This window comes from Thermosulfuriphilus ammonigenes (assembly GCF_011207455.1).
Taxonomy (GTDB): domain Bacteria; phylum Desulfobacterota; class Thermodesulfobacteria; order Thermodesulfobacteriales; family ST65; genus Thermosulfuriphilus; species Thermosulfuriphilus ammonigenes.
In genome coordinates, this window is the sequence record NZ_CP048877.1 from 993,832 (window position 1) to 1,007,930 (window position 14,099).

13 protein-coding genes, 3 tRNA genes, 1 other RNA gene and 1 pseudogene are annotated in these 14,099 nt (G+C 55.5%); 6 read left to right on the forward strand and 12 right to left on the reverse strand.

Going from position 1 to position 14,099, the window contains the following annotated elements; genetic code table 11:
• Window positions 1–3: 3 nt before the first annotated feature.
• The 9 genes from ffs to G4V39_RS04895 form a co-directional block, all read right to left on the reverse strand.
• Window positions 4–102, reverse strand: an RNA gene (ffs, locus tag G4V39_RS04855) — signal recognition particle sRNA small type.
• A gap of 15 nt (window positions 103–117) precedes the next feature.
• Window positions 118–210, reverse strand: a tRNA-Ser gene (locus G4V39_RS04860).
• A 17-nt stretch (window positions 211–227) separates the two neighbouring features.
• Window positions 228–320, reverse strand: a tRNA-Ser gene (locus G4V39_RS04865).
• A gap of 4 nt (window positions 321–324) precedes the next feature.
• Window positions 325–783, reverse strand: coding sequence for a tRNA adenosine(34) deaminase TadA (gene tadA, locus G4V39_RS04870; protein WP_166031860.1), 459 nt, complete (start codon window positions 781–783; stop codon window positions 325–327).
• Window positions 784–840: 57 nt separating this feature from the next.
• Window positions 841–1,023, reverse strand: a complete 183-nt coding sequence (locus tag G4V39_RS04875; RefSeq protein WP_166033070.1) for a DUF8180 domain-containing protein — start codon at window positions 1,021–1,023, stop codon at window positions 841–843.
• Window positions 1,016–1,213, reverse strand: coding sequence for a CooT family nickel-binding protein (locus tag G4V39_RS04880; RefSeq protein ID WP_166031861.1), 198 nt, complete (start codon window positions 1,211–1,213; stop codon window positions 1,016–1,018). Before G4V39_RS04880 ends, G4V39_RS04875 begins: the two co-directional genes overlap by 8 nt.
• A gap of 132 nt (window positions 1,214–1,345) precedes the next feature.
• On the reverse strand, window positions 1,346–2,098 hold the full coding sequence (locus G4V39_RS04885; protein WP_166031862.1) for a carbonic anhydrase: 753 nt from the start codon (window positions 2,096–2,098) through the stop codon (window positions 1,346–1,348).
• Between the two features lie 152 nt (window positions 2,099–2,250).
• Entirely contained in the window at window positions 2,251–3,384 is a 1,134-nt protein-coding gene (locus G4V39_RS04890) for a class I SAM-dependent rRNA methyltransferase (RefSeq protein ID WP_166031863.1), read from the reverse strand.
• A complete protein-coding gene (locus G4V39_RS04895) occupies window positions 3,381–5,162 on the reverse strand; it encodes an AMP-dependent synthetase/ligase (protein ID WP_166031864.1) in 1,782 nt (593 codons plus the stop codon). The genes G4V39_RS04890 and G4V39_RS04895 overlap by 4 nt, the downstream gene beginning before the upstream one ends.
• A 197-nt stretch (window positions 5,163–5,359) precedes the next feature.
• Here G4V39_RS04895 and G4V39_RS11435 point away from each other — a divergent pair.
• Window positions 5,360–5,467: pseudogene (locus tag G4V39_RS11435) on the forward strand (hypothetical protein); the annotation flags it as partial.
• Window positions 5,468–5,582: 115 nt separating this feature from the next.
• Here G4V39_RS11435 and fbp read toward each other — a convergent pair.
• Together fbp and ispF are read right to left on the reverse strand one after the other, a co-directional pair.
• Window positions 5,583–6,725, reverse strand: a complete 1,143-nt coding sequence (gene fbp / locus G4V39_RS04900) for a fructose-1,6-bisphosphate aldolase/phosphatase (RefSeq protein ID WP_166031865.1) — start codon at window positions 6,723–6,725, stop codon at window positions 5,583–5,585.
• Between the two features lie 75 nt (window positions 6,726–6,800).
• Window positions 6,801–7,307, reverse strand: coding sequence for a 2-C-methyl-D-erythritol 2,4-cyclodiphosphate synthase (gene ispF, locus G4V39_RS04905; RefSeq protein WP_166031866.1), 507 nt, complete (start codon window positions 7,305–7,307; stop codon window positions 6,801–6,803).
• Between the two features lie 125 nt (window positions 7,308–7,432).
• Between ispF and G4V39_RS04910 the strand changes: the two genes are divergently transcribed.
• From G4V39_RS04910 to G4V39_RS04930, 5 genes are all read left to right on the forward strand, one after another.
• Window positions 7,433–8,494, forward strand: coding sequence for a class I fructose-bisphosphate aldolase (locus G4V39_RS04910; RefSeq protein ID WP_166031867.1), 1,062 nt, complete (start codon window positions 7,433–7,435; stop codon window positions 8,492–8,494).
• Window positions 8,487–9,317, forward strand: a complete 831-nt coding sequence (locus G4V39_RS04915; protein WP_166031868.1) for an ATP-grasp domain-containing protein — start codon at window positions 8,487–8,489, stop codon at window positions 9,315–9,317. The genes G4V39_RS04910 and G4V39_RS04915 overlap by 8 nt, the downstream gene beginning before the upstream one ends.
• A gap of 90 nt (window positions 9,318–9,407) precedes the next feature.
• A complete protein-coding gene (locus G4V39_RS04920; RefSeq protein WP_166031869.1) occupies window positions 9,408–12,203 on the forward strand; it encodes an Hsp70 family protein in 2,796 nt (931 codons plus the stop codon).
• Window positions 12,204–12,251: 48 nt separating this feature from the next.
• Window positions 12,252–12,340, forward strand: a tRNA-Leu gene (locus G4V39_RS04925).
• A 207-nt stretch (window positions 12,341–12,547) separates the two neighbouring features.
• Window positions 12,548–12,946, forward strand: coding sequence for a pancreas/duodenum homeobox protein 1 (locus G4V39_RS04930; protein WP_166031870.1), 399 nt, complete (start codon window positions 12,548–12,550; stop codon window positions 12,944–12,946).
• Here G4V39_RS04930 and G4V39_RS04935 read toward each other — a convergent pair whose 3' ends face one another.
• Window positions 12,947–14,077 carry a KamA family radical SAM protein gene (locus tag G4V39_RS04935; RefSeq protein WP_166031871.1) on the reverse strand — a complete coding sequence of 377 codons (1,131 nt, stop codon included), beginning with the start codon at window positions 14,075–14,077 and terminating at the stop codon, window positions 12,947–12,949.
• Window positions 14,078–14,099 lie beyond the last annotated feature (22 nt).

The following is a 14,099-nucleotide window of genomic DNA, read 5'->3' on the forward strand; positions in this document are numbered from 1 at the left end:
GAGGGCCGTCGGGCTACCCTGCGGCACACGAAGGGCCCTGCTACCGTTGCTCCCTCCCGGGCCTGGCGGGGTTCACAGGGATTCGTTGCGCAGGACCCAACGGCCCAAAAATAAAAATGGCGGAGAGGGTGGGATTCGAACCCACGGTACGCCTTGTGGGCGTACACACGATTTCCAGTCGTGCCCCTTCGGCCGCTCGGGCACCTCTCCGCATAATGACGCCGTTTTGGCGGAGGGGGTGGGATTCGAACCCACGGTCCCCGATTAAGGGGACAGTCGATTTCGAGTCGACCCCGTTACGACCACTTCGGTACCCCTCCGGGCTTAGCGACGTGCTCTAAAGAAGGCCTGGATGATCTCCCGGCAGCGATTCTCCAGGACCCCCGCCACCACCTCCAGACGGTGGTTAAGGCGCTGATCCTGGACTATCTGATACAGGGAACCACAGGCCCCGGATTTTGGATCCCCTGCTCCAAAGACCAGCCGCGAAACCCGGGCCAGGACCAAAGCTCCGGCACACATAGGACACGGCTCAATGGTCACGTAGACAGTGACCCCTGGCAGCCGGTAATTACCGACCTTCCGGGCGGCCTGACGAAGAGCGTTGATCTCAGCATGGGCCGTAGGATCACAGGTTGTGATAACCAGATTGTGGCCCCGCCCAAGGATCTCGCCTTCAGGGGAGACAACTACAGCCCCTACAGGAACCTCACCGGCGGCCTGAGCCCTTTCGGCCTCAAGAAGGGCCTCTGCCATAAAGAGCTCATCCAGACCCTCTCTCATTTTTGAAAGAGCTAAAACCCAAGAAAAAATAACATGAGCTCTAGAAGGCGGCAACAATTAGAGCCTTTCAGCCGCCCGCTTAAGGGCCTCATTGGCCTCATAGACCAGACGGGCGGCCTGACGGAGGTCTTCCGCAGCTTCCCCGGCCTTCTCGGCCCAAGACTCAAACTCCTTGGCGTGTTCCTGATTGTGCTCTATCCAGTGGGGGATAAGAACCTTGAGACGCTCACGATCATCCATCATCACTTCTCCTTAAATAAACAATATGTTTGAGGAAGTCTATCTTCTCAACGGTGGCCCGCAGGCTAGAGGGAGGGTCAAAGAAGGTTCTCAGGTTGACCTCATCCCCTTTGACCTCAAGCCAGATGACATCCTTCATAATCTCTTCTTCCTGGTCCCCCTTAAGGAGGACAACCTTAGCCTGACACATTACCTACCCCCAAGTGTTTTCCCGGAACTCTTTCTCGGTAATGGGTCCAGCCGCTTTTTTCAAGATCTTGTGGGAGAAAATATCAAGCTGGCAGGCCCGGGGAAGGGGCGGATTTTTGACTCACTTGGGTAATCAGTGGTGAGCAGCCACCACCAGGTTTTTGATCTTCTCGGAGAGTTTGCTGGTTACAGAATGACGCTTAATGGCCTCAGGAGAGGTGGCTCCATTGACATTGATGATGACCATCCGACCATAGCCCTTACCATAGGCGTTGATGAAGTCATAGACGGCCCCGACCACGACCAGTTTCCCCTCCTTGACCAGGTCGTGATAAAAAGAGATGGCCTGGGCCACCTGCCAGTCCACATTACGCTCCACATTCTTGAGCCAACGGCTTTCAAAGTCTCCCCGACCGTCGTCAGCAGAGATAGGGAGATGGAGATGATCAAGTTCATTACGGATGGCCTCTGTCTCCTTGCGATAATCTCCCATGGCCGCCTTGACCGCCCCACAGTGCGTGTGCCCTAAGATGACCAGAATAGGGGTGTGAAGGTGAAGAACCCCATAGTCTATAGACCCATGGGAGACCACCAGTTGATTGCCAATGTTGCGGATGACAAACATCTTATCGATGGGGTCCTTGAGCAGGGCAGACATATGCACCCGGGCATCAGAGCAGGTGATAAGGGTGACAAAAGGATGCTGAGAGGTCTGATAAGCCGAAAAATACTCCGGATGGTGACTGGAGACAAATTCGTTGTTGCCCTCTACTACCTTCTCCAGGGCCTCCGAAGGGCTGGGGCCGGCAGCTCCGTGCCCCGAAGCCCATACCTGACCAACCGTTAATAAAAGGGCAATGGCTACAAATGCCACTATTTTCTTCATTTCACGCCTCCTTTCTCGCTTTTTTATTATCAGGCACCCTGCCCCTTCCCCGATGGGAATGTTTTCTATTATATTTTTGCATTTACTACAACTTTTTAATCTGTAGCTGAAGCTTTACCTAACAAAGAAACACTCCAGAAAACAGGAGAGCCTTAAACACGGATCAGAAGACACTTGAGATAAGCGGTCTCAGGCATGGAAAGAAGGACAGGGTGGTCCGGAGATTGCCCCCGGATCTCCAGAAGACGGGCAGGACGGAGAAGCCCCTGGGCCGCCTGCTGCACCAGGTGCTGATGTTCCTGGAGAGAGAGATGGTGCGAGCAGGAGCAGGAGATGAGGAGCCCTCCAGGCTTCAGGGCTTTGATGGCCAAGTGATTGAGACGACGGTAATTTCTAAGGCCGGCGGCAAGATGTGATCTCTTTTTGATAAGGGCCGGCGGATCAACAATGACCACGTCAAAAGGCCTTTGAGGACGCCTGAGAAAGGAGAAAACATCCTCCTGGAGGAACTGAACCTCCAGACCGTTGCGCTGGGCCGCCAGCCGGGCCTGAGAGATGGCCCAGGCCGAACGATCTACCCCTAAGATCTCCCTGGCCCCGGCGGCCGCCGCGTTGAGAGCCCAGCCGCCAAGGTAACAAAAGAGGTCAAGGATCCGCCGACCAGAGAAAAATCTGCAGGCGGCCTTCTGATTCTCCCGCTGATCCAGAAAAAGACCCGTCTTTTGGCCGGATTCAGGATCAACTGGAAAAAGAAGACCCCCTACCTTCACCCAGTAGGGAAGAGGAAAGGTCCCCCGAACAAATCCCCGGGGAATATCAAGCCCTGGGCCGGGTTGGAGGAAAAAAGCCCCTTGGGGAAAGAGCTCCTCTAGGGCCGCTAAAACACTTTTGAGACGGGTGGCCATGCCAACGGTGGCCACCTGAAGGACAAAAAGATCCCCATAGCGATCAACAATAAGGCCCGGGAGAAAATCTGCCTCGCTAAAGACCAACCGGTAGGCAGGCTCTCCCGGAAAAAGTTCCCGGCGCAGGCAAAGGGCCGCTTTAAAACGTTCTCTAAAGAAATCCACCTCCGGGGAAACCACCTCCGTGGCCACCACCCGGAGAGCGATAGATCTCTGGAAATCAAGGTATCCGGTGGCCACTGGCTCCCCTCTGGGGCTAAGGAGAATCAGCCAGGTCCCCGGAGGCCAATGGGGGCTTTCGGCCAGATCGTCCATCTTCAGCCAAAGGCGACCGGAGAGAATTTTTCTAAGGCCTCCCGGTGTCAAACGCAGAGCCTTCACGAATACATCTCCTCGATCTCATGGGCATATCTTTTACTGATCAGGGCCCGCCTCTTCTTTAAAGTGAAGGTGAGAAGCCCGTTTTCCAGAGTCCAATCCTCGGGAATGAGCCGGACTGCCCCTACATGCTCAAAGGGATGGACTCGAGCCCGGGAAAGAATGGCCTTTATCTCCTGATGGATAAAGTCCCGGGCCTCCGGAGATCGGCAGAGATCCGGCCAACTCAGATCAAGCCCCCTTTGCCTGGCCCACTCCAGAAGCCTTTCTCGATCAGGGACTACCAAGGCCCCAAGGAATTTGCGATCCTGACCAACAAGCATCACCTGGGAGATAAAGGGGCTCTCAAAAAGGAGGGCCTCGATGGGGTCAGGATCAACGTTCTCACCGCTGGACAGGACAATGACATCCTTAAGGCGACCACAGATGATAAGATCTCCCCGAGGAGTAAAACAACCCAGATCCCCGGTCTTAAGAAAACCGTCATCAGTAAAAATGGCGGCAGTGGCCGAAGGATTTTGCCAGTACCCCTTCATCACCTGAGGCCCCCTGACCAAAACCTCCCCCTTTTCTGGAGGCTCAATGCGGATCTCCGTTCCCGGCAGGGGCGGCCCTACTGTACCTGGCAGGTTACGTCCCTTATAACGAACAGAGATCACCGGAGAGGTCTCGGTGAGGCCGTAGCCGTTAAAGAGGGGCATCCCTATGGCCTCGTAGAAATCATCAAGTTCGGGAGCCAACGTGCTCCCGCCGCTTATGGCCATCTCCACCGAGCCGCCAAAAACCCCCCTCAGCCGCCGGAAGAAAACGGCCTCAGCCAGAAGCCAGGGGAGGAAGAAGATAAGACCGCCGCCCAGGCCGCCGAGAAGATGCTTAAGGCGAGCCATGGGGCCGACGGCCGCGGTCTCCCCCCGGATCATCTTAAGGGAACGGCGGAAGAGGAGCCCCACCCTCAGGGCTCGCTTAAACCAGGCCTCAAGCCCCCTTGAAGCCACCTCCTGGTTGATCCGCTGATAAAAGGCCTCCCAGAGACGGGGAACCCCCACCAGATAATGAGGGCGATGGCGCCTTAAGTCCTCCCGAAAATGGCGCTTGTCGCTAAAGATTATCTCTACCCCGGAAGACAGGAGAAGATACTCAACGGTGCGCTCCAGCATATGGTAGGGCATAAGAAGGGAGAGATAGCGCTTTCCCGGCCGAGGCCTGAGCACAGTCTGGCAGGCCAAGACGTTGGAGGCAATGTTGGCCTGGGTAAGCATTACTCCCTTGGGGTTGCCGGTGGTGCCAGAGGTGTAAACAATAGTGGCCAGGTCGTCAGGGAGAGCCCCTGGCTTTCGAAACTCATCCTGACCCAGGTTCTCTACAACAAAGACTTCCGGGTCTCGGGCCACTAAGGAAAGCACCTTCTCCAACTTAGAAAGCCCTTGGGGCTCGACGACCACAGCCATGGCCTGGGAGTGATCAAGGAGAAAGGCCAGTTCCTCCTCGGGGGCAGAGATTCCTCGGGGAACAGTGACTAAACCGGCTATCTGGGCTGCCAGATCCGCAATTAACCAGTTGGGACCGCTGTCAATATAGATGGCCACCCTCTCCCGAGGAGAGAGCTTCCTTTCCTCAAACTTCCGGGCCAGAAAGCTTGCCCTCTGCCACAACCCACCATAGGAAATGGTCTGCCAGCTTTTCCCCTCCCTGAACGTCAGGGCTGGAAGACCTTCGTAGGCCTTTACAGCCCGGAAGATGAGATCAGAAACGGTGGTAATCATGGGGTTTTCGTCAGCCATTTATCCAAAATGTTTTTAAAGAGCTCATACCAGAGGAGGTAAGAAACACAAGCCCGGAAGGTAAAGCCGGGAAGAGGTTGTTTTTAGGAGTCGATAAGGCTATTCTAAAAAGAAATCCTGTGGGGAGGGGACTCACTTTGAAGTGTAAGATTTGCGGCGCCAAGCTAGAACTCTTTCGGAGCTGACGCTCGGTTTATTTCCGCTGCCAGGTCTGTCAGCGGACGTATCGCCTCTCAGATCTTAAAGACGAAATAGACGAAGAGATCGAAACCATTCTGGCCTACACTCGGTGTGACCGCCTGTAAGGGGGCTTAAAGGGGAGCTTCCTTCCCAAAGAGCCTCTGGTGAAAATCACCTTTAAAGACCGGCAATTTTAAGGGGGGCGGCTTTTTGGCCGCCCCCCTTAAGCCCTGTTAAATTTTAGTCCATATCTTCCTTCTCCAGTATTTTGGCATCCTTGGCCATCTTTTCTCCCGAATCCATAAAACGATCCTTAAGGCGCTCCATAACCTTGGGCAAAGTGGTGTACTCCATCTCCTCGGGAGGCAATCTGTGGGGTTCGAAGATTCCCTGGCGCCGCAGGCGATTGGCCATGTAGGAGCATTCGTGCCTGGCCATATCAAAGGCCGGGTCATCAAAGAGATCCACCGGACCTACCAGTCGGCCATTGCAGATCTGATAGCCAGCGGCAATTACCCGGGGCGGACCATCAAACCGGGTGGGTTTTGCCTGCTTAAAGGAGACGGGCATCAGAGGACCGGTGTGGGACCCCCGCATCCAGCCCTCCACCAGCCAGGGACGTCCAAAGGGCTCGAGGATCTCTCCAATGGCCGGGAAACCGCTCTGAGACCTCACCGCCAGGACCGGGTCATCCTTACCCACATACTGACCGGCCATAAGAGAAAGCCTCTGGGTAGAGGCCGCAGCCGCTATCTCCCCATCGGAATTGCGGTATACGGCCCGAACGACATACTTGCTTACTGAACCAATAAGGGCCAGAAGGTCATAAAGTTCGGCCGGAGTCTTCAGCTTGACCACCTTCCCGGTATAAACATCCATAATCTCAAAGGTAAAGCCACCGTGCATTGAAGGGTCGATAACCAGGCCGGCGGTGTTCATAGGGTCAGCAAACATCTCGTAGAGGGGAAGATTCCAGGCGCTGGGGGCGGTCTTGTCGGCGAAAAAGACAATCACCGGCTCACTCTTCCTCTCTTCAAACTCCATCTCGGCAATCCCCGGTCCTAAGCCTCGAACATTGCCCGAGAAGGCATCTGAGAGAAGATCCTGGCCGGCCCCGTAGAGCTTCAGGTCTCTGGCCACCTGGGTTCCGGCCACAAAGGCATCCCAGGCCAGCTTGTGAATCTTCTCGTTATCCACCCCCTGCTGGTGGGTCATCACCAAGGCAATGTCGTCACCACAGGTAAGGACCGAAACGTCTATAAGCAGATCCCCTTTGGCCGCCTGGGCTACCTCCGTTACCTTAGCCACCACTTCGGGATGGGTGGAAGAATGACCGACGTATCCTCCGATGTCGGCCTTAATGATAGAAAGCGTGATTTTCATAGAATACCTCCTTTCTCTTTTCCTCAATCTTTTAAATAAAAGCCCTTCCGGGTCTTTCCCGGCCGGGCCCTATCTTCAGAGCCTATCACGGCATCCGGTCAGATCTTGGCCTTTGGTGATCAGGGAGACGGCGTGGGCAGCAATGGCCTCTCCTCGACCAATAAAACCCAGATGTTCAGTAGTGGTGGCCTTGATGTTTACCGCGCCTTCCCCCATGGCCTCCCTGAGGCGTCTTATCATCTCTTCCCGATAGGGAGCAAGTTTTGGGCTCTGGCAGACGACGGTTACATCAACGTTTATCACCCTCCAGCCCCTCTCGGACAGAAGATCCACCACTTCTTTTAAGAGCTTAAGGCTCTCTATACCACGAAAACGAGGGTCTGAGTCAGGAAATAGTTGACCGATATCTTTCAGGCCGGCGGCCCCCAGAAGGGCGTCGCAGACGGCGTGGGTGATAACATCGGCATCCGAATGGCCGGCCAGGCCCTTCTCAAAGGGTATGGCCACTCCGGCCAGGACCAGAGGGCGCCCTTCCACCAGCGGATGAACATCGTAGCCATGTCCCACGCGAAGCTCTCCCATTCAGACTCCCCAAAAACTTCTCATGGAATGAATAGGTATTCACGAAAATACTTTCAAGGGTTTCATTGAACTGCCTCGAAGTAAGAATTACCTTAGCAAAATTAGAAAGGGAAAGGAGGACGAAGATGTCGGCCACAATTGACAAAATTGCTGAGCTTTTAGGAGATGAGGCCTCTTACCTGCTGGAACATCGGTGCCAGACCATTCCCAAAGAGATGCTTCACCTCCCAGGGCCTGACTTTGTTGACCGGGTGGTAGCCCTTAGCGACCGGCCCACGGCGGTTTTAAGAAATCTCCAGCTTCTCTTCAACCACGGCCGGTTAGCCGGAACGGGGTATCTTTCTATCTTACCGGTGGATCAGGGTATAGAGCACTCTGCCGGCGCCTCCTTTGCCCCCAATCCTATCTACTTTGATCCTGAGGCCATCGTCCGCCTGGCTATTGAGGCCGGGTGCAACGCCGTGGCCTCTACCCTTGGGGTTTTGGGGAGTGTGGCTCGAAAGTATGCCCACAAGATTCCCTTCATTCTCAAGATAAATCATAACGAGCTCTTGTCTTATCCCAATCAATACGATCAGACCCTCTTTGCCGACATCAAACAGGCCTTTGATATGGGGGCCATTGGGGTAGGAGCGACCATCTACTTCGGGTCTCCCCACTGCCGGCGCCAGATCATGGAGATCAGTCAGGCCTTCCGCCGGGCCCATGAGTTGGGAATGGTGACCATCCTCTGGTGTTACCTGCGCAACGAGGCCTTCAAAACCAAAGAGGCCGACTACCACGTGGCTGCGGACTTAACCGGCCAGGCCAACCACTTAGGGGTGACCTTAGAGGCGGACATCATTAAACAAAAACTACCGGAGACAAATGGTGGTTACTTGGCCCTTAAGTTTGGCAAAACCCATCCCCTCGTCTACGAGAAGCTAACCAGCGACCACCCCATAGACCTGACCCGCTACCAGGTGGCCAACTGCTACCTGGGCCGGGCTGGGCTAATTAACTCTGGGGGGCCCTCCGACGACAATGATTTGGCCCAGGCAGTGCGCACAGCGGTAATCAACAAAAGGGCCGGCGGTATGGGGCTTATCCTGGGACGCAAGGCCTTTCAGCGCCCCATGGAAGAGGGGATAGCCATCATTCACGCTGTTCAGGATGTCTATCTTTGTCCGGAGGTAACCATTGCCTGAGGCCGAATCGGCCCCGGTAGTTTCCTTAAACCCCCTCTATGAAGGCGACATCTTTCTCTGGGCCAAGGGCTTTTTAGGGGACAGAGAGCTGGGAATACTCTCCCGGGCCCGGGCCATTGTCCTCCCCCAGACGGTCAGACCGGAGCTTTATTGGCTGGCCCGGGAGCTGGCTCCTACCTTTCCCAATTATGATTTTCGTTTCCGGTTCCCCGGCAAAGTGGGGCAGGCTTTGGCCTTCTCCGCCTTTGATATTCCCCACCCCCGAACCATCGCTTGTCTCCAGCTTGAACCCCTCCTAAGAGATCATCCCCTGAGCCCCACCCTCAGGCTCCCCGCCTTTCCTTTTGTTCTCAAGGCGGATATCGGCGGCGAAGGGGGCGGCACCTGGCTGATAAGCGGTGAAGAGGATCTCAAAAAGGCCATATCCAGGCTGAAGGCCTTAGAGATACAGGGCCGGGAAGGGCTTATCATTCAGGAGTATCTTCCTGGGCTCCAGGAAGACCTCAGGGTGACGGTAATCGGCCAGCGGATTATCAGCTACTGGCGCCGGCGGCCGGGGTTTCATCATCATCTGGCCCGGGGGGGAGAAATAGACTACGATTACCGTCCAGATCTTCAAGCCCGCGGCCATAGCCTCATAAAGGAAATCTGCCGCCGGGTGGGAATAAACCTGGCCGGGTTTGATCTGGCCTTTTCCCCCCAAGGCGAGCCCCTTGTGCTGGAGATCAACTTTACCTTTGGTCGTCGGGGGCTTGAACCTTTTGGTGGTTTTGAAGCCCTCCTTCTTGAGGCCATAGAGGGCTTCCTCAAAGGCCTTCCATAAGCTCCCTTTGGCAAAAAGGCCAGGATCAATTAGATATAATAAGCAGATTATATAAGAGACGAAATTTTTCTTTGTGGAGTTTTCTAATCTATGTCGCGCTATCTAATAGGGATAGACTTGGGAACCACCAATTCGGCGGTAGCCTATGTGGACCTTCAAGAACCCGGGCCTCGACCCCGTTTGCAGATATTTGAGGTCCCTCAGCTCATAGATCGGGGGCGACTCTCTCCCCAGGCCATGCTCCCTTCTTTTCTTTATCTGCCGGGGGAATTTGATCTCGAACCTGGATCATGCGCCCTGCCCTGGGACAAGGATCGAAATTACATCGTCGGGGTCTTCGCCCGTCAACAGGGGCTCAAGGTTCCCAATCGCCTCGTTTCATCGGCCAAAAGCTGGCTTTGCCATGGAGGAGTGGATCGACGGTCACCCATTCTTCCGTGGGGGGCTGGTCAGGAGGTGCAGAAAGTCTCGCCAGTTGAGGCCTCGGCCCGATATCTTCGCCACATAAAAGAGGCCTGGGACTGGACGATAGCCAAGGATGACCCTGAGGCCCGGTTTGAAAACCAGGAGGTCATTGTCACCGTGCCGGCCTCCTTTGATGAGGTGGCCAGAGAGCTCACCCTTGAGGCCGCTAAGGCCGCCGGGCTCTCTGTCACCCTTATTGAGGAGCCTACCGCCGCCTTCTACGCCTGGTTGTCAGCCAACGAGGAAGGCTGGACAGAGTTTATCCGCCAGGGAGACCTCATTCTCGTTTGTGACATCGGGGGAGGAACCACCGACTTTACCCTCATTGAAGCCCAACCGGGGCCAGAGGGACCTGAACTTAAACGGGTCGCCGTAGGAGACCATATCCTTCTCGGAGGAGATAATATGGACCTGGCCCTGGCCCGTCTGGTGGAAAAGAAGCTCTCCGGGGCCAGGCTGGACCTGGTTCGCTTCCAGATGCTCACCCACCAATGCCGTCAGGTTAAAGAAAGGCTCTTAGCCGAAGATGGCCCAGGGGAAGAAGCTGTAAGGCTCACTGGCCGGGGGACAGCCCTTATTGCCGAGACCCTGGTGGCTCGGCTGAGAAAAGAAGAAGTCTTGTCCCTCATCCTTGAGGAATTCTTCCCGCCCCAGCCCTGGCACGATGGCCTAAAAGGCTTTAAGTCCGTCCCCGGAGGGCTTAAAGAATGGGGGCTTCCCTATGCCCGGGAGACAGCCATTACCAAACACCTGGCGGCCTTCCTTTACCGCCACGGGGAAAGAGCTCCCAACCTGGTTCTTTTCAACGGCGGGGCCATGAAACCCACCCTCCTCCGGAGACGAATTCTTGAATCTCTGGCCGGGTGGTTCGGCCAGGAGCCCAGGGAACTTACAAACCCTTCTCTTGACCTGGCTATCTCCCTCGGGGCCGCCTATTACGGCCTTGTCCGTCGGGGCCTGGGGATCAGGGTCGGCGGGGGGGTGCCAAGGTCTTACTACCTGGGGGTAGCCAGCCCTGAAAAAGATAAGCTAACCGCTGTTTGCCTTATCCCTCAGGGAACCGAAGAGGGTAGCGAACTGGAAGTTCCTCGAGACTTTGATGTTATCACCAATCGCCCGGTCCGCTTCAGCCTTTATCATGCTACCGATCGCCAAGAAGATGGCCTAGGCGATGTAGTCAACCTCTCTAAAGGAGAGCTGGCAGAGCTTCCGCCTCTGGTAACAGTTCTTAAGTATGGAAAAAAGGGGGAGAGAAGACACATCGCTGTCCGTGTAGGAGCTAGGCTCACCGAGGTAGGGACCCTGGAGGTCTTTTGTCGCTCGCTAGAGAGCCCTCATCGGTGGCGTCTCCAGTTTGACCTCCGCCGCGAGAAGCCATCCAGGGAGACAGCCCCCCTGGCCACAGGAGTAGTAGTGGAACCCACCGAAGAAGACAGAAGGGCCCTGGTTGACCGTCTGGAAGAAGATCTTCGGCTACGTTTTGAGGCCGCTGCTGAGGCCTTAAGAGCTGTCTTCTCCGGCCAGGCCTCTCCCGAGGCCCTACCCCGCAGGTTGCGGGAGATCCTGGAGATGGAACGGGATCAGTGGCCGCTCAGTCTCCTCAGGGCCCTGGCCGAGGTAGTCATCGAGCTCAAAAAGGAACGGCGGCGCAGTCCAGCCCACGAAGCCCGATGGCTCAACCTGGCCGGTTTCTTCATGCGTCCGGGCTACGGTGATCCCCTTGATCCCTGGAGGGTTAAACAGCTCTGGCCCCTCCATCTGGAGGGTCTTGCCTACCCCCGAGATGTGAGTTGCGCCCGAGAGTGGTGGATATTCTGGCGCCGGCTGGCCGGAGGCCTTACTGCCGGTCAGCAAAATCAGATTCTGGCCCGGATAAAACCGGTCTTAATTCCCCCTCGGCGGAAAAAGTCCCGCCAAAAGGTCCGCTTCTTTCGGGAAGAAAAGATCGAAATGTGGCTTCTGGCCGGAAACCTGGAGCGTCTTCCCTGGCAGACAAAGGTGGATCTGGGGCGGGCTTTGCTGGCGGAGATTGGCCGGGGGCTGCCCCTTAACCTGGCCTTTCTTACCATCTCCCGGCTGGGGGCCCGAGAACCCTTGTACGGACCAGCCAATGAGGTCGTTCCGGCCCCGGAGGTCTGCCGCTGGATCCAGGACCTCATCGAACGTTTTACTCCTCCGGCCAAGGCCGGGAAGGCCGCCTGGGCCTTGGCCCAGGCCCTGGGCCACCTGGGCCGGATGACAGGCGATCGGGCCAGAGACATTGACGAAGACACCCGGCACCGGCTCATCGCCTATCTGGAGCTCTTCCCCCAGGCCAAGGGGATCATCCGTCAGCTAAAAGAACCCCTGCCCCTGGAGAAGGCAGAGGCCGCCAGGCTCTACGGTGAAAGCCTGCCCGAAGGACTTATCCTTAAGGGTTAATTTGAGGGATTGACACCGAAGGCGGTCCGGTTAATCTAAAAAAGTCGTGCCGAAGTGGCGGAATTGGCAGACGCGCTAGATTCAGGATCTAGTGGGCGCTAATGCCCGTGGGGGTTCGACTCCCCCCTTCGGCACCATCGATAGCCTTCCTCAAATACCCGCCTCTTTAAGCCGGAAAACATTTTTAAGCGAATAGTTATGAATTTTATACTCTTTCCTTAAAACCTTACTCTCTTAGAGACAAAAGAGGTTTTTTGAGAGTAGAGCCGCTTTGCATTTTGAAACACTAAAATTAAAGTCCTTTTTACTGAAGAGGGAAAATCCTCAAACGGGGAGGCAAGTTCATGGATGACCAGCGGCGCCAACTATTCTCTGAGGCTCTCTTACAGAAACTCTTTCCCCCGGAAAGAGCCAATCAGTTCTTCGAGGCCCTCTTTGGTGACCCGGAGGAAGGAGCCTACGATATTTTCCTGGTCTATCGCTGGTTTGATGAAGAAAGAGGGCTCATCAGGCTAGATTTTGAGCTTCGCCAAAGACCAGGACGCTGCCTAGCCTGTCATCTGACATATGGGCTCCCTGAGGTCTTCGCTCGCCATCCGGTGATAAATGTCTCTGGCCTGGTAGAAAAGCTTAACCGCCAGCTAGATGGCTTAAGGATAACCGGCTGGCGTCTGGGGCCCACCGAGGAGCTTGGCCCGGCCACCCATGCTGTGCCCCTGTGGTTAGAGGTCACCGAGGTTTGATTACTCCGGGCCGTAACAGCCACTTACCAGGCTAAGAGGATACTCGGATACAGCCTCTTCATAATCGTCAAACCAGTAGGCCTTGGGGTTGCGACGGTAGATCATAAAGCGGGCGCTATCCGAGTTGTCGGCAGCACGGTGGAACTTAAAGAAGACCTGATCCTCGGTAAGGCCGACGATTTCTATCTTTCCTAAGGCGTGGGACATAACGTATCGGGCCCTCTTGTCTAGCCCGGAGCCCAAGGATCTGGCCCTTTCGAATATGTGATAGGCCTCTTCAATGGGCACAGCATAGGGTTTGTTGCCCACTGCTGGCCGGCACTGGAAGACATAGTACGGGGCCACTCCTATGGAAGAGAGCCGGCGGAAAAGTCCGGCCAGGGCCTCAGGGGTGTCGTTAACTCCACGGATGATAGGAGTCTGGTTGAGAACCACCGCGCCGGCCCGAAGAAGCATATGGACCGCCCTCTCAGCCTCAGGAGTAATCTCCCGGGCATGATCAAAATGGGCCATGATATATATCTTCTTTCCGGCGCCGCTATAGCGGCTGATGACCTCTATAAGCCGACGGTCGTTGATGACCCGGGCCGGGTTGTAAGACAGACATTTGGTTCCCACCCGAATAATCTGAAGATGGTCTATCTCCCGAAGCCGAGCCAGGGCTTCTTCAATGCGGGCGGTTGAGAGGGCCAGAGGGTCACCACCGCTTAAAATGGCATTGGTAATCTCAGGGTGCTCACGGATATAGCGAATAGCCTCGTCAAGATCAACCACCCTTTCCTGACGCCCTTCAAGGAAAAGACGCTTACGGAAGCAGTAACGGCAGAAACCCAGACAAAGGTTGCTGAAGAGGATGAGGGCCGTGGAGCCATATTTGTGCTGAAGACCAGGAACAACGGTGTAGGAGCTCTCGTTTGAGGGATCAAGGCGCCCCCATTGCTGGCACTCCTCCTCGTCAGGAAGGATAATACGTCGGAGAGGATCCTGAGGATCATTGAAGTCTATAAGAGACAGATAGTACTCTGTGGCCTTAAAAGGGAAAAAATCCGTGACCTTCTCCAGACCCCTCAGGTTTACTCCGGGACCGAAGACTTCAACATCCCTGATGTCTGTGATAAAATTTCCCAGCATCGGACACCCCTTAGATAGAGAT